General features: G+C 60.1%; 18 protein-coding genes and 1 tRNA gene. 11 read left to right on the top strand and 8 right to left on the bottom strand.

All coding sequences use genetic code 11. The features are described from left to right. Positions 1-46 precede the first annotated feature (46 nt). The 3 genes from ACH2ED_RS23675 to ACH2ED_RS23685 all read left to right on the top strand — a co-directional run bounded on the left by ACH2ED_RS23675 (position 47) and on the right by ACH2ED_RS23685 (position 1,632). A complete protein-coding gene (locus ACH2ED_RS23675; RefSeq protein ID WP_395095221.1) occupies positions 47-349 on the top strand; it encodes an AhpC/TSA family protein in 303 nt (100 codons plus the stop codon). Positions 350-467: 118 nt separating this feature from the next. Then, the gene (locus tag ACH2ED_RS23680; protein WP_395095222.1) at positions 468-1,061 is read left to right on the top strand and encodes a hypothetical protein; all 594 of its coding nucleotides are present in this window, start codon (positions 468-470) and stop codon (positions 1,059-1,061) included. A 55-nt stretch (positions 1,062-1,116) separates the two neighbouring features. Further along, a complete protein-coding gene (locus tag ACH2ED_RS23685; RefSeq protein ID WP_395095223.1) occupies positions 1,117-1,632 on the top strand; it encodes an RNA polymerase sigma factor in 516 nt (171 codons plus the stop codon). On the opposite strand, the gene ACH2ED_RS23690 is transcribed toward ACH2ED_RS23685, so the two are convergent. Then, a complete protein-coding gene (locus ACH2ED_RS23690) occupies positions 1,629-2,576 on the bottom strand; it encodes an alpha/beta hydrolase (RefSeq protein WP_395095224.1) in 948 nt (315 codons plus the stop codon). The two genes, ACH2ED_RS23685 and ACH2ED_RS23690, sit on opposite strands and share 4 nt — an antisense overlap. Before the next feature lie 56 nt (positions 2,577-2,632). Here ACH2ED_RS23690 and ACH2ED_RS23695 point away from each other — a divergent pair, with 56 nt between their 5' ends. Next, the gene (locus ACH2ED_RS23695) at positions 2,633-3,778 is read left to right on the top strand and encodes a hypothetical protein (RefSeq protein ID WP_395095225.1); all 1,146 of its coding nucleotides are present in this window, start codon (positions 2,633-2,635) and stop codon (positions 3,776-3,778) included. Here the strand turns inward: ACH2ED_RS23695 and trpS are convergent. The 6 genes from trpS to ACH2ED_RS23725 all read right to left on the bottom strand — a co-directional run bounded on the left by trpS (position 3,699) and on the right by ACH2ED_RS23725 (position 11,019). Further along, positions 3,699-4,721, bottom strand: coding sequence for a tryptophan--tRNA ligase (gene trpS / locus ACH2ED_RS23700; protein WP_395095226.1), 1,023 nt, complete (start codon positions 4,719-4,721; stop codon positions 3,699-3,701). The two genes, ACH2ED_RS23695 and trpS, sit on opposite strands and share 80 nt — an antisense overlap. Positions 4,722-4,732: 11 nt before the next feature. Continuing rightward, a complete protein-coding gene (locus ACH2ED_RS23705) occupies positions 4,733-5,437 on the bottom strand; it encodes a site-2 protease family protein (protein ID WP_395095227.1) in 705 nt (234 codons plus the stop codon). Between the two features lie 3 nt (positions 5,438-5,440). Beyond that, positions 5,441-6,766, bottom strand: a complete 1,326-nt coding sequence (gene lysA, locus ACH2ED_RS23710) for a diaminopimelate decarboxylase (protein WP_395095228.1) — start codon at positions 6,764-6,766, stop codon at positions 5,441-5,443. A 109-nt stretch (positions 6,767-6,875) separates the two neighbouring features. Then, the gene (locus ACH2ED_RS23715; RefSeq protein ID WP_395095229.1) at positions 6,876-8,189 is read right to left on the bottom strand and encodes a DUF1552 domain-containing protein; all 1,314 of its coding nucleotides are present in this window, start codon (positions 8,187-8,189) and stop codon (positions 6,876-6,878) included. Positions 8,190-8,207: 18 nt separating this feature from the next. Then, the gene (locus ACH2ED_RS23720; RefSeq protein ID WP_395095230.1) at positions 8,208-10,814 is read right to left on the bottom strand and encodes a DUF1592 domain-containing protein; all 2,607 of its coding nucleotides are present in this window, start codon (positions 10,812-10,814) and stop codon (positions 8,208-8,210) included. A gap of 133 nt (positions 10,815-10,947) precedes the next feature. Then, positions 10,948-11,019: transfer RNA gene (locus ACH2ED_RS23725), tRNA-Asn, on the bottom strand. 154 nt (positions 11,020-11,173) lie between these two features. Between ACH2ED_RS23725 and ubiE the strand changes: the two genes are divergently transcribed. The 7 genes from ubiE to recJ all read left to right on the top strand — a co-directional run bounded on the left by ubiE (position 11,174) and on the right by recJ (position 20,270). Further along, the gene (gene ubiE / locus ACH2ED_RS23730; protein ID WP_395095231.1) at positions 11,174-11,908 is read left to right on the top strand and encodes a bifunctional demethylmenaquinone methyltransferase/2-methoxy-6-polyprenyl-1,4-benzoquinol methylase UbiE; all 735 of its coding nucleotides are present in this window, start codon (positions 11,174-11,176) and stop codon (positions 11,906-11,908) included. Next, on the top strand, positions 11,905-12,900 hold the full coding sequence (locus ACH2ED_RS23735) for a polyprenyl synthetase family protein (protein WP_395095232.1): 996 nt from the start codon (positions 11,905-11,907) through the stop codon (positions 12,898-12,900). Before ubiE ends, ACH2ED_RS23735 begins: the two co-directional genes overlap by 4 nt. 73 nt (positions 12,901-12,973) lie before the next feature. Continuing rightward, complete coding sequence (locus tag ACH2ED_RS23740) at positions 12,974-14,089, top strand: Gfo/Idh/MocA family protein (RefSeq protein ID WP_395095233.1); 1,116 nt, start codon at positions 12,974-12,976, stop codon at positions 14,087-14,089. A gap of 33 nt (positions 14,090-14,122) precedes the next feature. Continuing rightward, complete coding sequence (locus ACH2ED_RS23745) at positions 14,123-15,058, top strand: ABC transporter ATP-binding protein (RefSeq protein WP_395095234.1); 936 nt, start codon at positions 14,123-14,125, stop codon at positions 15,056-15,058. Continuing rightward, entirely contained in the window at positions 15,024-15,821 is a 798-nt protein-coding gene (gene map / locus ACH2ED_RS23750) for a type I methionyl aminopeptidase (RefSeq protein WP_395095235.1), read from the top strand. The genes ACH2ED_RS23745 and map overlap by 35 nt, the downstream gene beginning before the upstream one ends. 82 nt (positions 15,822-15,903) lie before the next feature. Further along, entirely contained in the window at positions 15,904-18,534 is a 2,631-nt protein-coding gene (gene secD, locus ACH2ED_RS23755) for a protein translocase subunit SecD (RefSeq protein ID WP_395095236.1), read from the top strand. A 2-nt stretch (positions 18,535-18,536) separates the two neighbouring features. Beyond that, positions 18,537-20,270, top strand: a complete 1,734-nt coding sequence (recJ, locus tag ACH2ED_RS23760) for a single-stranded-DNA-specific exonuclease RecJ (protein WP_395095237.1) — start codon at positions 18,537-18,539, stop codon at positions 20,268-20,270. Position 20,271: 1 nt separating this feature from the next. On the opposite strand, the gene ACH2ED_RS23765 is transcribed toward recJ, so the two are convergent. After that, a complete protein-coding gene (locus tag ACH2ED_RS23765) occupies positions 20,272-21,273 on the bottom strand; it encodes a CotH kinase family protein (protein ID WP_395095238.1) in 1,002 nt (333 codons plus the stop codon). Positions 21,274-21,283 lie beyond the last annotated feature (10 nt).

Raw genomic sequence — 21,283 nt, forward strand, 5'->3', positions numbered from 1 at the left:
CTTTGCCTACGGCTCGGACGGAGCCTTTGGGAGTTAATCAAGAGGATTGCCTCATGGATTTCCCAAGAAGCCCCCAGCTTTAGCGGGGGGAGTCGTCACGCTCCTTGATCCCAAGCGCCCTGCCTACACGGCGTTTGGCTTGGGCTCGTCGGTGCTGGCGGCGTGGCATCCGAAGATGTTTCTCTACTACTTCCGTCTGCTGGCAAAGGGCCGCAAGCTCATGCCGGTGCGGGGCAATCCCTACCAGCTCGGCGGTGACTTTCTCATTGACCAGCAGGGTATAGTTCTCTTTGCCCACCCCAGCGACGATCCCGCAGACCGACCTTCGATTTCAGAGATTTTATCCTGACCTGAATCCTTTCCGAGTCTAGCAGCCTCTGTCTTTGTAGGAGGATTTCACAAAGATGAGAATAGCGCGAGTAGCAAAATTTCGGAGTAACTGTCAGGTGAGCGAAGGGAGTTTTAGAATGACTATTCGACGTGAGTTGCGGGTCTTTCCCGCAGGTTTGTTTGCCCTAGCAACGCTTCTCGTTGCCAGCGGAGCTGCTTTGGCCCAGCAAGGCAGTAGAGACTGCCCCATGATGGGAATGGGGGGAGGCGGAATGGGAATGATGGGCCACATGAACAGGAAGCAGATGGGCCGTGGCATGGGCATCAGAGGTGGCGGCATGGCGGACATGGGAACGATCCATTCCCTGTTCGCTCAGTCAGGCACCATCAGCCGGACGGTGAAGATTCTGCCCAATGGGATCGAAGCGGTCACCGAGTCGAGTGACCCCAAGACCGTGGAACTGCTACAAGAGCATGTGGCAGCGATGAAGACCCGGTTGGAGAAAAACCAGCCTATTCGTCAAGGCGATCCGCTCTTTGCCGCACTGTTTCAGAACGCGGACAAGATCAAGATCACGGTAATTCCCACGAAGCGCGGGGTGAAAGTGATCAAGACCTCAGACAATGCGTACACGGTCAAGCTCCTTCAGAGCCATGCACAAGCCGTCAGTGACTTCGTCAAAAAGGGAATGGCGGGGATGCATACCTACCATCCGTCTCCCCCACGATAACGCAATAACGGCAGGGAGAAATCTCTGCCGTTTTTTCGTAGGGTACTATGCAACTATGGAATTCGACCAGCTCATGGCCCGGCACAAAGATGCGGTCTATCGGCAGATGGTACGGATGTGCGGCAACCCGGACGACGCCGAAGATGTGCTCGTGGAGTCGCTGCTCAGTGCCTACCGCGCTCTGCATCAGCTCCATGATGAGGCCGCCTTCCAGAGCTGGCTGGCCATTATTGCTCGCCGAACCTGTGGCCGTCTGAAGCGCCGTGAGGCACTGGCTCCGGTGCTCCACCTCGCGGAGCTGAGTGAGCGGGGACTGGAACTAGAGTCAGGGATTCCCTCACCGGAGACGCAGGTCATAGAGGCGGAGACCAAAGCTTGCCTTCTGCGCGTGATGCAGGCGCTCCCTCCCGTCTACCGCGAGGTGTACGAGCTGCGCGACCTAGAAGACCTCCCCGCGAGCGTGGTGGCAGAGCGCCTCGGAATCACCGTTGCCGCCGTCAAATCCCGCCTCCACCGTGCCCGCGCACTCGTCCGCAACGGTATAGACTCTGGCCTCGGTCTCTCCGATTAGAGCTTGCTACGGCTGGGCATCGGGGGCTTGCTGAGCCCCTTCTCAAGGAACGTAATGGTACGGCTGGCCATATCAAAAAGATTAGGGATATGCCCTCCCGGCAAGATAACTCGTTGCTTGGGCTCTTTCGCGGCGGCAAAAAGTGCGTCACTGCACGCCCGAGGCACGACATCGTCGGTGGCTCCTGTGAGAAAGAGCAAGGGGCGCGGGGCAGCGCGGCTGATTGCGGGCACCGGGTCCACGTCGGCGAGAGCAGTCCGAATTTTTGCCGCATCGGTCTCGCCACTGTCGCGGAAGCGCTTCGCAAAGGGATGGGCACTGGTCGTAATGAGGGTTCCCCAGTCGCCACCCGCCACCCAGAGAGCAGCTGCGGCCACCCGTGGCTCATCGGCCAAGAAGCGTGCGCCCAGCACGCCGCCCAGCGAGACACCCACAAAGCCAATACGCCTCACATCCACATCAGGGCGCGTGGCGAGATAATCCACCGTGCGCCGCAGGTCCTGCACGGTCTGCGCCGCCACGGTGCGCATCCCCGCCAGATCCTGCTCCGCAATGGGCTTGCCATTCACCCGGGGCCGGTCCCCATGCCCGGCCACATCAATAGCCACCGTGAGGTAGCCCTTGCCATTCAGCAACATCGCCAGTGCCTGGAGCTGGTTCTTATCACCGCCCAGGCCGTGGAGCAGAATGACCGCAGGGCGCTTGCCGTTTGCCGCAGCAACGGGAACGGAGACCAGCGCGGGGACACTCGCCTCCCCCCCACCTGAGAACGTCAAATTATAGAGTGAGAGTGGCTTTCCCTCAGCATCCTTGCGCTGGGTAAGCCTCGTCTGCAGAGGCGCAACGGGATCGTAGGAGACTCCCGCCAGCGTTGTTACCTGAGCAAGCAGGGGGAGACTAAGGCAACTCACTGCCATAAACGCGACAAAGCGGCTATACTGCATACCGAAAGTATATCCCAAATACCCGCATGAGAGATACCCCGCCAGGTTTTTGATAGATGCAAGCTCCTCTGCCCCCTACCCTTCCCCTGCTAGGCATCGCAGGAATCGCTCTTTTAGCCGGTTGCTCACCACCCAGGAGCGCCCCTCCTCCCCTGCCCCTGCCCCCCTTACCCGAAACAGGGGCGGCACAGCTTGCGCTCCTGCTTGAGGAAGCACAGCGTCGCGTGGAGAAAGATGGCAGACCCGCGCCATATTTCTGGCGGCGTCTCGCCTGGATTCAGCACCACCAAGGGAACCATGACCTTGCTCTGAAAACACTCGACAAAGCCATGATAAGCCTGCAAAATAGTGATTTCCCCACGAACCAGGAGAGCCTTGAGCGTACTGCCGTAGCGGAGCAGTACCTGGCAATGAACGCCCCCCAGAAGGCACGCGAGGCTCTGGGGGAATTTCGCTACCAGGGTAGCTCGCCGCAAGCACAGCAGCTTCTCGCACGAATCACCCTGACCCCGCTTGAAATCCAGCGCCTCGAGAGTCCCGATATCTTTTTGGCACCTCGCCTGGTGGTGAGTCTCTGGGACAAAGGGCCGCGCCGCGCACTTCAAAAAGCCCTTGAATCTCGCCTGGAATTTGCTCTCATGCGTGGCCCGGAGGGAGGGCGATCGGAAAGCTACCATGGAGCGATTGTCCTTCAGTTCCACTTCGGAGATCCTCTGATTTCGATACGGGCAACCGATCAGGAAAGCCCCACAGACAAGGTACGCACACTCGCCTGCCTCTACTGGGGGGGGACAACCGTTCCCAGCACCATTCTTATTTCTGGGGAGTCCTTCACTGCATCTCGCAAGGCGCTTCCTCCTGCGGTCAGCCAGGAGCTCCGCGAACGCTTTCTTGCCGCCCTCAGAGCACTCTCTCCCCTTAAAAGCTTTGATGTGGAGCTGACAGCGATCCTGATACTCGCCTGTCAAAGCGGAGATCGTGAGCTTGTTCAGGAGGCCGCACGCCCCCTCGCCGATGCGCTCTATCAAAGCCAGGTTCAGAAAGCAATCCTCAGCCAGCAACCGATTCCACTGCCCGCTCTCAGCAACGCGCCCCGCACCAGTGTCTACATCAGTATTCCGATCAGACCAAGCGCAGTGCGCGGCGGACATGCTGGAGGGTCTCCTCGGCAACCTCGGTCGCTTTTTCCGCCCCGCGTTTGAGCAAGCGATCCAGCTCCGCCGGGTCGTTTCCGTAGAGGGCGCGACGCTGACGGATGGGGTCCAGCATGGCGTTGAGAATCTCGGCGGTCTCGCGCTTGCTCTGTACACAGCCCCGTGCTCCTGAGCGGCACTCGTCCCACTGCGGCTGGAAGCCCGCCGGATCGTAGAGTTTGCGGAGCTGACAAACGGCGCAGCCCTCGGGAATGCCGGGATCATCTTTGCGAATCTTGGTGGGAGTCGTGAAGGCTGTCTTGAGCCGCGTCACTACTTCCTCTGGCGTATGGGTGAGATAGATGCAGTTGTTATAGCTCTTGCTCATCTTACGAAGCTGCCCACTCTCATCGGCATCTAGCCCGGGCAGGACACCGGTCGCCTCGGAGATGAGCGCATCAGGAATTGGGAAGATCTCCTCACCCACGAGATGGTTGAAGCGCCGGGCGATCTCACGGCTGATCTCCAGGTGCGGTGCCTGATCTTTTCCCACCGGCACAACATGCGCACGGTAGACAATAATATCGGCAGTCTGGAGCACGGGGTAGCCTAAAAGCCCGAAACTCGGCCCCGAGTCGCCGCCACCCTCGCTCACAAACTCACGCTTCTCTTTGTAGGTGGGAACGCGCTCTAGCCAGGAGACAGGTGTCACCATGCCGAGGAGCACGGCAAGCTCGGCGTGCTGGGGAACCTGGCTCTGGCGAAAAATCGCGCACTTCTCAGGATCCAGCCCGGCGGAGAGGTAGTCGAGTACCACCTCACGGCTTGCGGCGGCAATATCGGTGGGAGCGGCGGTGAGCGTGGTGAAGGCGTGCCAGTCGGCGACGAAGCAAAACATCTCGTAGTCGTCCTGGAGCCTTGTCCAGGGCTTGAGTGCGCCTTCGTAGTTACCCAGATGCAGCCGCCCACCACCGGTCGGCTGCATCCCAGAGAGCAGTCGTTTTTTTTGCATTTTGGGGAGATCTAGCCGACGGGCAACATGGGCAGCAGCAGACGGATGAAGAACTTAACAATCGGCAGGAGAAAGGCTCCGATCACCTCGAAATACGAGAGTGCCAACAGAAGAAAAAAGCCAAATTTCTGCATGAAAGCCACATAGATTCGGCCCAAACCTTCGGGCAGGAGCGCGGCGACCACATGGGAGGCATCCATCGGGTGCACGGGAATCAGGTTCTCGGCAAAGACCAGAATATTGATCATCGTGGCGATAATCATGCCGATAAAGACATACTCAAACCAGTGTGGCAGGCTCCCCAGGCTCCCACCAAATGCCAGGCGGACAATAAACGAGAGGAGAAAGGCTAATAACAGGTTCATCAGCGGCCCCGCAATCGCCACCAGCGCCATTCCTGTCCGTCGGCCCACTGCCGTGAACTTATCGGGATCGGTCTTGACCGGCTTGCCCCAACCGAGTGGCATCTTCAAAAATGTCGTTACCACCATCAGGGTAAAGCCCAGGGGATCGAAGTGCGCGATAGGGTTGAGAGTAAGCCGCCTTTGCTCACGTGGCCCCGGGTCGCCCAGCTTATCCGCCATCCAGGCGTGACCAAACTCATGCACAACGGTTGAGGAGATGATCCCGATAAGCATCATCAGCCAGAACCACCAGGGCAGGGCTTGCTCGGACAGCCCAACGGAGTGCAGTGTGTGAAGCAGAAAATCTTTCATTTTTTAACTCTCCAAAAAGCGCTGCGGGAGCCGCTCCTGTCGCAGCAAATCGTCGTAGCTCTCCCGCTCCCAGACAATATCGGCCTGTCCGTTTTGAACAAAGACCACCGCAGGTCGGCGGAAACGGTTGTAGTTACTTGCCATACCATGATTGTAGGCTCCCGTGGTCTGCACCGCGAGGATGTCGCCGGAGTGAATCTCGCCCAGTGCAAGATCGGGGAAGAGCGTGTCGGTCTCGCAGTGCTTGCCAGAGACTGTCACGACCTTGTCTTTTGCTTGCGCCGCGCGCCCAGCCACCAGCACGGAGTACCGGGCATCGTACATCACCGGGCGCGGGTTGTCCGAGAGGCCACCATCCACGGAAACAAAGGTCTTGGTGCGCTCCGCCAGCTCGATCTGCTTGATCGGGCCGACGGTGTAGAGAGTGGTTCCAGCTTCGGCGACCAGCGCACGGCCCGGCTCCAGCATCAGGCGCGGGGTAGGCAGGTCGTATTTTTTCAGTGCTCCCACCACGGCGGCCACCACGGAGTCCGCGAACTCCTCGTAGCTGGGCGGGTTGTGACTGGGCAGGTAGCGCACGCCCAGACCACCTCCGATATCCAGCTCGGCGCAGACAAAGCCCGTCGCGGCGCGAATCTCGGCCAGAAAGCTCACCATGATCTCCGCCGCGTCTTCGTGGGTATGGCTGTCGAGGAGCTGTGAGCCGATATGGCAGTGGATTCCCCGGAAGTCAATGCCCGGCAGCGAGAGCGCGTCTTTGACCGTGGCAAGCGCCAGACCGGAGGCGACACTGATACCGAACTTGCTGTCTTCCTGGCCGGTGGAGATCTTAGCGTGGGTATGGGGATCAATTCCGGGGGTCACTCGCAGCAGAATTGCCTGGGTCTTGCCCTGCGCCGCCGCCAGCTCCGAGAGGCGCCGCAGCTCATAAGGATTGTCTACTACAAAGTGCCCCACTCCGGCTTCCACACCGAGCCGAAGCTCCTCGTCGCTCTTGAAGTTGCCGTGGTAGAGAAGCCGCTCCGCCGGAAAGCCCGCCTTGAGCGCGGTGTAGAGCTCGCCGCCCGATGCCACATCGAGTGCGAGTCCTTCTTGTTCGACAAGGCGCACCATCGCCATGGTCAGGAACGCCTTCCCCGCAAACGAGACCTCCACCTCGCCCGGATAGCGCTCGGTAAAAACCTGTGTGAAGCGGCGACAGTTCTGGCGGATCAGCGCCTCGTCCATCACGTAGAGTGGCGTGCCAAACTCCTCGGCCAGCGCGAGCGTGTCGCAGCTCCCGATCTCCAAGTGCCCCTGTGCGTTTACTCGCTGCGTCCCCAGCAACATACCGATTAGTTCCCTCGATCCCTAAGATGTGAAAAAACGCGCGGCGGTTGCAAAATCAACCGTCGCGCATCGTCGAATTATTCTATCACGACCCTGTCCGGCCAGAGAATCACGCCACTTCCAGACCACGCAGCGTCCCCGTACTCGTGGCAAAGTGATCCGCTTCCAGCCCGAAACGCTGCAAAACATTGACAAAAAGATTCGGGAGCGGGTAGTTGCGCTCCCGGTCGAAGCCGAGGTGCTGGCCGTGCTTAAAGCCTCCCCCGGCAAAGAGTACAGGCAGATTCGTCGTGACATGCGTGTTAGCGTTGCCCAGGTTGCTGCCATAGAGAATCATCGTCCGATCCAGCAGGCTCTCGCCGTCTTCCTTGCGCGCTTTCAGGTCGCCAAAGAGCTGATGGAGCAGCTTCATGTGCTCACGATCAATCCGCTCAAGCTGCGCGAGCTTGGCCGGGGTCTTGCCGTGGTGCGAGAGGTTATGGTACCCATCACTGACAGCCTGCCCCGCCACTTGAATCGCGGGAGAGTTAACACTATCGAGCAGGAGCGTGATCGCGCGGGTGGAGTCGGTCTCGAAAGCGAGGCGTGCCATGTCGTACAGGAGGCGCACTTTATCCATGTACTCACGAGGATCGGCGGGGTCGAGCGGCGGCTTCTCTTTCACCGCGGGCTTGGGCTTTGTCTCCCACTCGGCGGCCATGGCGAGGCGTTTCTCTAAGTCGCGCACGCCCGTGAGGTACTGATCGAGCCGCTCTTTGTCGCGGGTACCGATGCCCTTCTGGAGGCCACGAGTCTGCTCGGCAATGCTATCCATGATGCTCCGCCCGAGAGCGAGCCGCCGCATCTGCTCCTTGATCTCCTCATCCGAGCCGCGCAGAAAGAGCTTCTTGAAGACCTGGGAGGGTTTCTCCTCGCAGGGAATCAGCACGCCCCCACCGGTCCAGGAGAGGCTACGTGCGCCTTGTTGCACATTGACCCCCAGAGTCAGCGAGGGAAACCGTGTTAAGTGCCCCAAGCGCTCGGCGATAAACTGATCCAGGGAGATTGTGTTGCGAAAACCGCCACTGCCCGGGTGCGGTGCCGCCGTCAGAAAGCAGTTGTCCGCCGGATGGCCCCCGTCCACATCCGGGTGCCAGACACCGCTCAGAACCGTGAACTCGTCGCGATAGTCTTTGAGATGCTCCAGATAGGGCGAGAGCGCGTAGCCACGCCCGGTCTGGGTGGCATCCGGGAAGAACTTCTCCGGGAGCAGCCCTAAATTATTGCAGATGCCCAGAAAACGACGGGGTGGCGCGGGCGCGGCGGCGCGGGCAAACGCGGGCTGCATCGCCTCCAGAAGCGGCAGACCAAGAAGAATGCCCGTTCCTCGCAGCAGATGGCGGCGTGAGAGAGGGCGCAGAGTGGAGATATAGACATTTTTCATGGGCATATTTGTCGGCATTTATTTGTTTTGGAAGAGCTCACTTTCCACGATAGCATGGATCAGAGACTTGACGCCATAGCGGCTGGGGGCGGCGCGGGCGAGGATGGCCTCGATCTTGGGACGATCCCCGAAACGTATCGGTGCGCCCGTGGCGTAGACAACAAGCTGGCGCACAAGATTCCGCGCAAGCTGGCGGTCATCTTTGAGGAGGAGTGTTTTTAGCTCACGGACATCCTGGAAGTGGCGGCCATCGGGCAGGACTCCCGTGGCGTCAATCGGCTGCGCGGGATGGAACTCGAAAGGCTGACCATTCTTGCCATAACCCGCCACTTTTGCGCCCTCGCCCAGTGCACGGTAGCGCTCGCGCCAGCCGCCTGCAACATCGAAGCTCTCCAGCGCGAAGCCCGCCGGATCCATCTTGGCGTGGCAGCGATTGCAAGAGGCGTTGGTGCGGTGCTTGTCGAGCTGCTGGCGGATCGTCACCGCGCCACGGGTATCGGGCTCCACGGCGGGCACGGCAGCAGGCGGCGGGGGAACCGGCTGGCCCAAAATGCGCTCCATGATCCAGGCACCACGCAGCACCGGCGAGGTAGTTGTCCCATTGGCCGTCACCTTTAGGATGCTGGTCTGGGTAAGCAGACCACCACGCGGTGAGTCGGGTGGCAGCACAACTTTGCGTAGCGCAATGCCTTTCACTCCGGGCAGACCGTAGTGCTCCGCTAGGCGCTGATTGACCATCACAAAGTCCGATGCCACCAAGTTGCGGGCAGGCAGGTTGTTTCTGACAAGCTCCGAAAAGAAGCGCTGAGTCTCCTCGGTCGCCGACTCCACCAGATAGTCATCCAGATAGTAATCGGGGTAGAGCTCAGCATCGGGTGAGGTGTTATTGATCTTGCGCAGATCGAGCCAGTAGTCCAGAAAAGCCTCAACAAAGCGCTGGGACTTTGGGTCAGTCAGCAGGCGCTCGGTCTGGGCAGAGAGTGTGCCCGGTTTTCGCAGTGCTTTTTGATCGGCCAGCGAGCGGAGCGCCACATCGGGCTCTGAGTTCCCGAGGAAGTAGGCCAGACGAGTCGCCAGCGCGTGGTCATTCAGCGGCCCTGGCTTCTCCTCCAGTGTCACAAACGCGGGCGAGCACAGCACAGCCGAGTAGGTCGTCACTAGTGCATCGGTAAAACTATCGCCACCGACGAGAGCAGCCTGTGCGAGCTTTAGAAACGGCTGGATGTCTTCGGGGCGTACCGGGCGACGGTAGGTACGCGTCAGGAAGCCCCGTAGCAAGCGCTCCAAATCGGCGCTCGGGTTACTGGAGAGAACTTCGACCCTGCCCTTTGCCCCCATCTTGAGCGGCAGGTCGCCAAAGAGCAGTGTGTGCCCCCTGCTCGGCCAGCTCTCAATAATCGGGCCTTCCACCTCGAGCCACTGAAACGCGACTCCCGGCTGTCCGTCTTTTTGTGCCAGCGGGTTGTGCCAGCTTCCTGGGGGGCGTGAGCGGAAGAGGCGCACCGCATCGGGCCGAACTGTCTCCCCCTTGAGCAAATAGACATCCAGCTCACTCACAGACGGCTCTGGCCCCGTCTCGATATTTCCCAGCTTACGTAAGAGCCGTGGCGGTGTCTCCGCGTAGAGACTCACCGGCTCCTGGGTACGTCCCGCAGAGAGAAGCTGCCGACTGGGCCGCCACCAGCGCTTCTCACTCTCCGGTGCGGCCCAGAACGAGTGGGCCTTCAGGCGGACTTTGTAGCGTCCGGCGGCGGGAGCTTTAAAGCTACTGAACTTGATCTCTAGGGGCTCATAGGTGCTGGCAACAACCCCCATTGCCTCTTGCTCACGCACCAGCGGGTCTGCGGCTCCCACGGTCATGGGGGCCGTGCCCTCTAGCGCAGGGATATCGGCAGTACTGCCAATCATCGGAAATGTCGCGCGCTCGGGGCTGGTATTGAACACGCCAAACTTCACCTTACCCGTGAACGCATTTTGCTCACGAGCATAGAAACGCCGTCGGGTACTTGTCGGGCGAGTGGTCTCCCGAGCAAGCACTTCCCGCAGCGCATACTCTGCGGCAGCGAGATAGCGCCCCATCTGCACATACGAGACATCAAGTGCTTCGCCAATTTTATTAAAACGCGACACCTCACCGTCCTCGGGGAGCATCTCTTTGACTTGTAGCCAGGGGGCATCGAGCAGGTCACGCAGCGTGTTCTCGTACTCGTAGCGGTTCATGCGCCGCCAGATCGCCCGCCCCTCACGACGCACCCGTGCGTCGTCGGTTGCAATCAGCGGCGCTTCCAGACTTTTCAGAAATGCCGCTCGTGCAGTAGTGCTCGGTGGGGCCACGTCTTTGGGCGGCATCTCGCCATTGCTGACCCGGTCGTACACCCGTACCCAGAGAGCAAAGACCTTGGGATTGTCCAGTTGTTCGAGCTTCAGTGTCGTCAGGTCGAGCTTGCCTTCGTTAGTGGAGCTATTGTGACAGGCGACACAGTTCGCCTTCAGAAAATCCTGCCCCGGTAGGCTCTGGGATGGTTTGTTTTTCGCGGGCGGATTTCGGGGCACTTTCTGGGGCTCCGCCGCCAGGGCACCAAGGGTCAGCGTGAGGGTAGCCGCAAAGGCTAGTCGTCTCGTCATAGTTTTTCCTCGTCCTAATTTCTTGACGACGGTTCTATTATCCTTGTGGTTCACGACTATGTGCCCCCCAAAACAACAAGAGGTGCTGTTAAATATTTTAACAGCACCTCTCGAAAAGAGAAACTCAGGAAAGCTCCCCCGACTGGATTCGAACCAGTGACCCTTCGGTTAACAGCCGAATGCTCTACCGCTGAGCTACAAGGGAACGGCGTTCAGGGTTATATCACACCTTACTTTACGATGCAAGACTACAACAAAATTTGTAGGGGGAGACCATTGCATTGCCCCGTAAGGGACGGTATAATCCCACTACAAGACTTTGTGAACATGTTCACAAAGTCCAGAACTGATGAAAGCAAATGACACGCCCCGCCCCTGAGCCGCTCCCCACTCCCGAGACCAAGCATGAGTACGTCGAGGCGATGTTCGATGCGATCGCGCCGCGCTACGACTTACTGAATTCGGTACTCTCGTTGCGTCTCGATAGTTCTTGGCGACGTGTGGCGGCCCGCCAGACAAATCTGAAGGTGGGAGACCGAGCGCTGGATGTCTGCACGGGGACGGGTGATTTCGCTTGTGAGCTGGCACACTGGGTCGGGCCAAGTGGCGAGGTGATCGGAACGGATTTTTCCCGGGAGATGCTGCGCTGGGGCGAGCCCAAAGTGGTGGAGTTCCCTAATGTGACGCTTCAGTGGGCCGACACCCAAGCACTCCCTTTCCCCGATGCGCACTTCGCTGCGGTGACAGTCGCCTTCGGGATTCGTAATGTAGCCGATATCCAGCGTGGGCTTTCCGAGATGGCACGTGTCACCAAACCCGGAGGGTGCGTGGTGATTCTGGAGTTTAATCGTCCAAGAAATCCCCTCGTTGCCTGGGGTTACGGTATTTACCAGAAGCTCATGCCCCTGATCGGAGGCCTGATCTCGGGCAGGCGCAGCGCCTACGCCTATCTTCCCGCCTCGATTGATGCCTTTCACTCCCGCGAGGAGCTGACAGACCTGATGGAAACGGCGGGACTGCACTCCATTCGTGTGACGGATCTCAATTTTGGAACGGTGGTGATCCACCAGGGGCTCAAAGGAAACGAAATATGACAGCCACTCGCCCAGAAGGGCTGCTTGCGTGCATCGAAGACGACTTGGCCAAGGTTGAGGAACGCCTGCTCGAAGAGACGCACTCCGACATTGGAGAAGTGCGCGCGATCTCCGGGCATACCTTGCTCTCCGGTGGCAAGCGCCTGCGCCCCGCCATCGCACTTCTTGCTGCACGCTGCGTGGGCCGCAAGTTTGACACGCGTCAGGCCTACTCCGCCGCCGCCGCTGTGGAACTGATCCACATGGCGACTCTCATGCACGATGATGTGGTAGACGAAGCGCCCGAGCGCCGGGGACGGCCCACGGCAAACGCGGTCTACGGCAATAGCATCACGATTTTGACGGGCGACTTTCTGCTGGCAAAAGCCATCTGGCTCCTCTCGCGCGACGAAGAGAATCTTGCCATGGTGCGGCTTTTTGCCGATGTCACGATTGCGATGGCGGAGGGCGAGGTGCTGCAAGCCGCCGTGGCGCGTAACTGGAACCTGAATCTCAGCACCTACGAGCAGGTCATTGAGCGCAAGACGGCGCGGTTTCTGGCAGGCTGCACCGAGGCGGGCGCACTCATGGGCGGTGGCACCGAGCAAGAAACGGCGGCGATGCGCGCTTTCGGGCACCATTTAGGAATCTCATTTCAGATCGCCGACGATATGCTAGACTTTCTGGGCGACCCTAAACGCACCGGCAAGCCCCTAGGCACGGACCTCAAAGATGGCCGAGTCACACTCCCGCTCATTCATACACTCGCGCACTGCGACGCCGCCACCCGCACCGAGCTTCTCGCCACGCTGGAGCGCGGCCAAGCCCTCACCGACTCCGATGTCGCTGCCCTCACTGCTACAATTGCGCGTCACGGCGGCTTCGAAGTCGCTCGTGCGGCAGCACAAGGGCGCATGGAACGCGCCCTAGGCGAGCTCAATCGCTTCTCTGACTCACCGTATCGGGATGCCTTGATTCGGCTTGCAGATTATGTCGTCGCGCGGGATCGGTAGCCAAGGCTTCAATTCCCGAGCCAAGGCTTCAATTCCCGGCAGGAAAACCCCGCCCTGTGTCGAACCTGAGGGCATGTCCGAACTGCGTCCCGTGAAATTCGGCGTCATTGGCTGTGGAGCGATCTCCGGAGCCTACTTCAACGCCACCAAGATCTTCCCGACTCTCTCGATTGCCGCCTGTGCGGATCTCGACCTGGCCCGCGCCGAAGCTGCCGCCGAGAAAAACGGCTGCCGTGCGCTCTCCGTGGACGCGCTGCTGGCCGACCCGGAGATTGAAATAGTCATCAACCTCACCATTCCCAAAGCGCACTTCGCCGTGACCAAGGCGGCGTTGGAATCAGGGAAGCACGTGCACTTAGAGAAGCCGCTCGCCGTCACGTCTGACGAGGGCGCGGGGCTCGTGGCACTGGCACGCGAGAAAAATCTACGGCTCGGCTGCGCCCCGGACACGTTTCTGGGCGGCGGGCACCAGACCTGCCGCAAGCTCCTTGACGATGGAGCCATTGGCGAGCCCGTGGCCGCGATAGCGACCATGCTCTCACGCGGCCACGAGACCTGGCACCCCGCGCCCGAGTTTTACTACAAGCCCGGCGGCGGCCCAATGCTGGACATGGGACCGTATTATTTAACGGCACTCGTCAACCTGCTCGGCCCGATCAAGCGCCTCACGGGAAGCACCCGCACCACTTTCCCACAGCGCACGATCACCAGCCAACCGCTTGAGGGGACGATTATTGATGTCGAAGTGCCCACTCACTACTCCGGCGTGCTTGATTTCGAGAATGGCACCATCGCACAAATTGTCCAGAGCTTCGATGTGTATGGTGTTCCTCCGTTCTCCCCTATTGTCATCTTCGGCACCGAGGGCACGCTCGCCGTTCCTGACCCAAATGGTTTTGGCGGCACCGTAAAGCTCAAGCGCGGCAAGGCGGAGTGGGAAGAGATCGCGCTGACGCATGGCTTTACGAGCAACAGCCGTGGGATCGGAGCCGCAGATATCGCAATCGCCATTCAGACAGGCCGCGCCCACCGCTGCTCAGGCGATCTGGCTTGCCATGTACTCGAGGCAATGATCGGGTTCCACACCGCCTCCCAGAGCGGCACCCACTACGCGATGCAAACGACCGTAGGGCGACCCGCTGCACTTCCCGCTCTGTCACAGTTGCCTTTAGACGTACTTCTGTCATAAACGCCGCGGTGTCAGCCGTTTCTTAAGATGCAGATGTTAGCCCTTGAAACCCATCAGCTACGCAAGATATATCCCGGCGCGGCGCAGGCCGCTGTCGAGGCGCTGGACTTGAGTGTGCCGGAAGGGGCGGTCTTTGGGTTTCTGGGGCCAAACGGTGCGGGCAAGACCACGACGATTGGGATGCTTCTTGGCAATGTCCGGCCTTCAGGTGGCTCAGGAACCGTTCTAGGCAAGCCAATTGGGGATCGCAAGACGCGGCGCTTTATCGGCTACTTGCCCGAAAAATTCCAGTTCCATGAGTTTCTCACGGCCACGGAGTTTTTAGACCTGCACGGGCGCCTCTACGGACTAGATGCCAAGACGCGAGCGGCGCGCATTCCTGAAGCGCTGGAGCGGGTCGGGCTGGCGGAAAAAGCGAAGACGCCACTGAAGGCGTTCTCGAAGGGCATGCAGCAGCGGGTCGGGCTGGCGCAAGCCGTGCTACATCGGCCTAGAGTAGTGATCCTAGATGAGCCGACCAGTGCGCTTGATCCCATCGGTCGCCGCATTGTGCGTGAGCTGATTCTTGCGCTCAAGGCCAAGGGAACCACGGTTTTGCTCAACTCCCACCTGCTCTCGGAAGTCGAGACGACGTGTGATGCCATCGCTATTATCCGGCGCGGACAGATTATAAAGCAGGGCACACTCGCCGAGCTCACAGCGCAGCCCGCGTCGGTTGTGGTAGAGTTGGAAGGCATTTCGGAGACGCAGTTTCAGGCAGCGGAAACGTTTGGTGCGACCGAGCAGCGGGAGAATCGTCTGACGGTGGCAACGGAGAACATCTCGGCGCTGGTGGCGGCACTGGTGGGAGTCGGCGCACAAATCCGCGCGGTGATCCCGGCCCAGCTGAGCCTTGAGGACGCGTTTATTCGATTAATGGAGGATGGTCAGAAAAGTGGCTCAGAAGTGGACTCTCAAGACGCCCGGTGAGATCGAGGCGATGCGCGCGACAGGAATCGCGCTGGCGGCAGCTCTGCGCAGCATGCGCGATGCGATTGTGCCAGGCAAGACAACAACCGGTGAGCTCGATGAGATCGCAGGCGAGGTACTCAAGCGCTACGGGGCAAAGTCGGCGCTCTTTGGCTACAAGCCGCCCTGGACCGAGGATGTCTACCTGCACAACAGCTGCATCTCGGTGGGCGATGAGGTGATCCACGGCATCCCCCACAAAAAGCGGCGTCTGCGTGAGGGCGAGCTCGTCAGCTTGGACATGACAGCGCAGCTCGATGGCTGGTGCGCCGACTCCACGATCAGCACGATTGTCGGTAAGAAAGTGCTCCCCAAGGCCAAGAGGATCAACCAGGTCACGCGGGAAGCAATGTATCTGGGGATCGAGAAGGCCGTCGCCGGCAACACCATGCGCGATGTCTCCTGGGCGATCCAGAACCATGTGGAGAAAAACGGCATGAGTGTCGTGCGCGAGCTCGTCGGGCATGGAATTGGCCGTGAGCCGCACGAAGATGGCCTGGACGTGCCGTGTTTCGTGGGCAGCGAGGCCGACAAGACCGTGATCCAGCTAGGGATGACCTTCTGTGTCGAGCCCATGGTGATCTTTGGAAAATCCGATGTTGCGCACATTGACGAAGACCCCTGGACCATTGTCTCCGCCGACCGCAGCATCGCCTGCCACTGGGAGCACACGATCGCCGTCACCGAAAACGGCCCGGTCATTCTCACTCTGCCGCCGAAATAAGCCATCCTCGAACGGAGGCGGGGGTTCTTATCTGATATAATGCCCGTTTAGTGCCAGGCAATTCTGGCACAAGGTAAACGTGTTGAAACCCAGACAATTAGTTCTTCTCGTCATCGTCCTCGCCCTGCTGGCCGCAGTTGTCACCTTTGCGCCGCTTGTGGCTCCTAACAGCGCCTTTGGAAAGAAGGTCACCCCACGGCTGGGGCTCGACATCCAGGGTGGTGCCCGTGTGGTGCTGGAGGCGGATCTCTCCACACTGCCCAAGGGCCAGAAGTGGAACGACGAAACCCGCTCGTCTGTGCTACGAACACTGGACAACCGGGTCAACTCCAACGGAGTCGCCGAGCCGGTGATCACGCCGAAGGGCGACACCCAGTTTGTCGTCGAGATTCCCGCCGTCAAGAACGAGAAGGACATCCTCGACCAGCTCCAGAAGACCGCGCAGCTTGTGTTCTACTACAGCCAGGACTGGTACACGTCGGAGAAGAACAAGCTCGGGCGCTACGCCTTTGAGATGTCCACGGACAGCAGTCGCGAGAGCTATGAGATCACAGACAAAACGGCAAACAAGACCTTCCGTGACCCGTTCCACATTCTTGGAGCGCTGCGTGAGCTAGTGGATGCGGGCGAGCGAGCCGGTGCCAAGCCTGTCGCTCTCACTGCACCACTCAACACGCTGGGCGCATTTGCGGGCTTACAGACAGTCAAGATCCAGGAGAGCGACCTCAAGACCCTGGCAGCACTGGGCGATGAGCTAAGCCAGTTCAATGCCTTTCTAGCGGCGTCGCGCCGAGAGCTCGATGGCTCCGACCTCGCCCCGGGCCGCGCCCGGGCCAGCTTTGGCAACGGCACCAACGCTATTGTGGAGCTGGAGTTCAACAAAAAAGGTCAGGAGAAGTTCGCCACTTTTACCAAGGCCCATACCGATGAGATCCTGATGATCTATCTGGATGGCCGTATCTTAATGGCCCCTAAGATCAACGACCCCATCACCGATGGCCGGGCGCAGATCTCCCCCTTCCCCACTCTCAAGGACGCCAAGAAGCTCTCAGACTATCTCAACGGCGGCGCCCTGCCCGTCACCCTGAATATTGTCCAACAACAGAGCTTAGAGGCGACTCTTGGCAAAGATGCGGTCAAGAGCGGTCTCGCGGCTGGTGTGGTCGCCCTGGTTCTTATCGGTGTCTTCATGATCGGGATCTACCGACTGCCCGGCTTTGTGGCGGTCTGTGCCCTGCTCCTCTACACCCTCTTCACCTACGCGATCTTCGTGCTGATCCCGGTGACCTTCACGCTCCCGGGGATCGCGGGCTTTATCCTCTCGGTGGGTATGGCGGTGGACGCCAATATCCTGATCTTTGAGCGCACTAAAGAGGAGCTCAAGGCGGGTAAGAGCCTCAAAGTGGCGATCACAACCGGCTTCCAGCGGGCCTTCTCCGCGATCTTCGACTCCAACATGTGTACGGCGGTGACGAGCTTCTTGCTCTACCAGCTTGGCAACGGCAGTGTCCGTGGCTTCGCTCTCACCCTGATGATCGGTGTCGCGCTCTCGATGTTTACCGCGATCACGGTCACGCGCTCGTTTCTTCTGCTGCTGGTCGGCGAGAACAAGACCGTCAATCTGGAAGCCTGGGGGGTCAACAACCTCTGGCGACCGCACTTCAAGATCATCAGCCACCGCTTCCGCTGGTATATCCTCTCGCTTGCGATCATTGTCCCCGGTGTCGCCTTTGCGTTCATGGGCGGCTTCAAGCAGGGTATCGAGTTCACCGGGGGCTCCGAGCTCACTCTGAAGTTCGCCCAGCCGGTCACCCGCGCTGAGATCGAGAGTGCGGTGAGTGAGGCGGGCTTCAAGGAGGCGGCGGCACAGATCGCGGGTGATAATACCGTCTTGCTGCGGCTCCCTGCGGAAGCGGGCAAGAAAGAGATGGATGTCCGTGAGGCGGAGACCCTGGTCGAGAAACTCAAGGCCAAGTTCCCCAGTATCACCAAGCAGGGCTTTGAGCGCATCGGGGCCTCGATTTCTAAAGAGCTGACCCAGAACGCCTTCTCGTCTATCACCCTCTCATCGCTTTTTATCGTTCTGTATCTGACGTTTCGGTTTGCCATTGGAGGCTTCAAGAACGGCCTGAAGTTCGGCGTGGCCGCGATTATCGCAATGCTCCACGATGTCGCTGTGCTGGTGGGCGTCTTTTGCTTCTTAGGGTGGTTTCTCAACTGGAAGATTGACTCGCTGTTCTTAACGGCGGCGCTCACCGTGGTGGGCTTCTCGGTTCACGACACAATCATTATTTTTGACCGAATCCGGGAGAACTTGCAGCACCGAGGCGAGAAAGCCGATCTGGGTAATCTGATTGACGATTCAATCAACGAGACTTTTGCGCGCTCGCTCTTCACCAGCGGCACTGTGGTGCTAACACTTCTCGCGCTCCTGATCTTTGGCGGCTCGGTGATCCGGCCCCTGAACGCCGCGCTGCTCGTGGGGATCCTCTCGGGCACCTACTCCTCGATCTTCAACGCAGCCCCGATGGTCTTTGACTGGCAGCGTAGATTCGGCAAGAAGGGTCAGGGTCTAGCGGAGGTCAAGGAAGGCAAAGAAAGCCAGAGCGAACCCGTCCCCCCGACGCCCCCATCCGACGGAGGAGCGCCTGTTGAAGCCACCGAGCGCACCGGAACTTGGGCACAGGGACCACGTCCCAAGCGTAAGCCGTAGTGATGACAGCGCCGACCCTGCTCGAAGCCCACTGGCGACTGGCCGCTCCCGACGAGACCCTGGTGCAACAGCTTGCGGGGGCGCTTCGGGTGGAGCCGCTGGTGGCGCGGCTGCTGATCAATCGGGGAATCACGGGAGTGAACCAGGCCACGCAGTATCTCTCGCCCCGCCTGGAGGATCTCCATGATCCGTACACGCTCCCCGATGTCGCAAAGGCGGTAGACAGGCTCACAAAGGCGATTCAGAGCGGTGAGCTGATCTTTGTCCACGGTGACTACGATGCCGACGGCGTGACGAGCGCGGCGCTCTGTCTCCGAGCCCTTACTAGCCTGGGGGCGAATGTAGTGGGCTTTGTCCCACGGCGCACCGACGGCTACGACTTCCAGCCCTACGGCGCGGACAAAGCAAAAGAGCTTGGGGCGGGGCTGATCCTGACAGCGGACTGCGGTGTCTGCGCCCTGGAAGCCGTCGCCCACGCCAACTCCCTGGGCATTGATGTGATTGTCACCGATCACCACCGCCCGGGCAAGACACTCCCGGATGCCGTCGCCGTGGTAAACCCTTACCGCGATGATGCCACGGTGCTTTTTCGGGATCTCTGCGGCGCGGGTGTCGCCTTCAAGGTTCTCGATGCCCTCACGGCGCGGCTCATGCCTGCGCACCAGAGTGCCTTTCGGCGTAACTTCGTGGACTTAGTGGCACTGGGCACGGTTGCTGATGCAAGCACGCTGGCGGGTGAAAATCGGATTCTGGTGCTGCACGGCCTCGCGATGCTGGCGACCGGCAAGAAGACGGGTGTGAAGGCGCTGCTCGCACGCGCCGGGCTGGAGGGCCGCGAGCTAACCGCGGAGAATATTGGATTCCAGCTCGGGCCGCGCCTCAATGCCGCCGGGCGCATGGAGGACGCCGATCTGGCGTACCGCTTGCTCATCACCCGCGATCCCGACGAAGCGGAGCAGCTTGTCGCCCGGATCGAGTCGCTCAACGACCTGCGCCGCAGCGAGACGGAGCGTGTGGTGCAGGAAGCCATGGCGGAGGCGCTGACCCAGGACGATCGGCGCGTGCTCGTGCTGGCGCGCCCGCGCTGGGGCAAGGGCCTGGTAGGGATTGTCGCGGGCCGGATCGCCGAGACTCTACGCCGCCCTACCCTGATCCTGAGCTACGACGAAAAGACCGACAGCTACGGCGGCTCCGGGCGAACCTACGGCAGCTTCAGCTTGTTGGATGCACTCCATGCCTGCGCCGATCTTCTTGGGCGCTACGGCGGGCACTCGGCCAGTGCGGGGGTCAATGTCTCCGCCGCGAACCTGGAGGCGTTCCGCGAGCGCATCCACGAGGTGGCTGAGGGACTCATCAGCGACGAACCCGAGCCCATTACGCTGGAGATAGATGCCGAGCTTGCCGACACGCGCCTTCTCACCCAGAGCCTAGTGGAGTCGCTCCAGGCACTCGCTCCTTTTGGCCGCGACAACCCCGACCCCGTGTTTCTGACGTGTGGTGGTATTGTCACGGAGGCGAGGCGCGTCGGCAAAGATAACAACACCGCGATCTTCCAGATCAAGCTGCCGGGACGGCCGTGGCCCACCAAGGCCGTGCGCTTCAAGTCCGGCGACTGGACCGAGCGTGTCCAGCCAGGCGAGCGCGTGGACATTGTCTACAGCCCCAAGCTCAACGAGTGGAACGGAAAAGTCAGTGTCGAGCTCACGCTTCTGGATCTGCGGCCTTCCCTAAACTAGACTAGCTCAGCTTGGGCAGCTCACTGCGCACATAGGCCACGCGTCGGGCGAGCCGCTCCTTGAGCCCCCGTAGCTCGTTCTCAAACCCACCCACCCACTCTGGGTGGCCGGTCGCCTTCAGCGCATCGAGCGTGCGTGGTGCGCGGCTGTCAATGTGCCCGTGGAGCTTTGCCAGCGTGAAGTGTGTTTGGCTGGCCTCCCAGAGCTGATCCATCCCATGCGGAACAAAAACCGCCTTGCCCCTGCTCGGCAGAAAGACTCGGTAGTTATTGGGCTTGCGTACGTAGCCATCCCAGTCCGTGGTAATAATTTGCAGCGCCGCATTGGCACAAAAGCGCTCCACATCCACCACCCGCTCCACAGCGGCGTAGCCCTGGTTGCACGCCTCCACCAGAACCTTCAAGTCGCGCCTCTGATTGTCTGTCCCCGTATCCAGCTTTAGCGCGCCGTCAATATCCGTGCAGAATCCCCCATCGTAGAGATTCCCCTCAGGGCTGGGAAAGTTGCGCCGCAGCCAAATCTTATCAAAGCCCTCTTTTAAGACAGAGAGCCCCACTTTGCGGCCATTGAGGTCCACCAGCGCGTGCGCACACCGACACGCGGGAACCCCCATGGCGAGCGCAAGCTCATTGGCGAGTAGCTCGTGCAAGTAGCTGCCATCCTGGACACCATTATTGAGATGGATCTTCTCCACCCCAAAGAGATGCTGGCCTTTCACAAACTTATCAAAATTCAGGGTAAGGCCTGGCTTATCGTTCCAGTCGCGCCAGGAACCCGCTGCACCTTTGAGGTGCAGTCCGACATCGGCAAACTCCTGCTGTCCAATGCGAAGCTGGGCTCGAACGGCCTTGCGTGGGTCTTTTCCCAGTAGATCCAGGTTCGCCGGATCTACCGTGATCTGAAAAATGGGCACTGAGCCCACGGGCTTAAAAAGCCCGGAGCTCAGGTCTGCGGGGGGCAGCAGCGGGGCAAGCTGTCGGGCAATTAAATCCTGCAGGGTCATCGTTAAAAAG

The sequence above is a fragment of the Armatimonas sp. genome, assembly GCF_043757465.1.
Classification (GTDB): Bacteria; Armatimonadota; Armatimonadia; order Armatimonadales; family Armatimonadaceae; genus Armatimonas.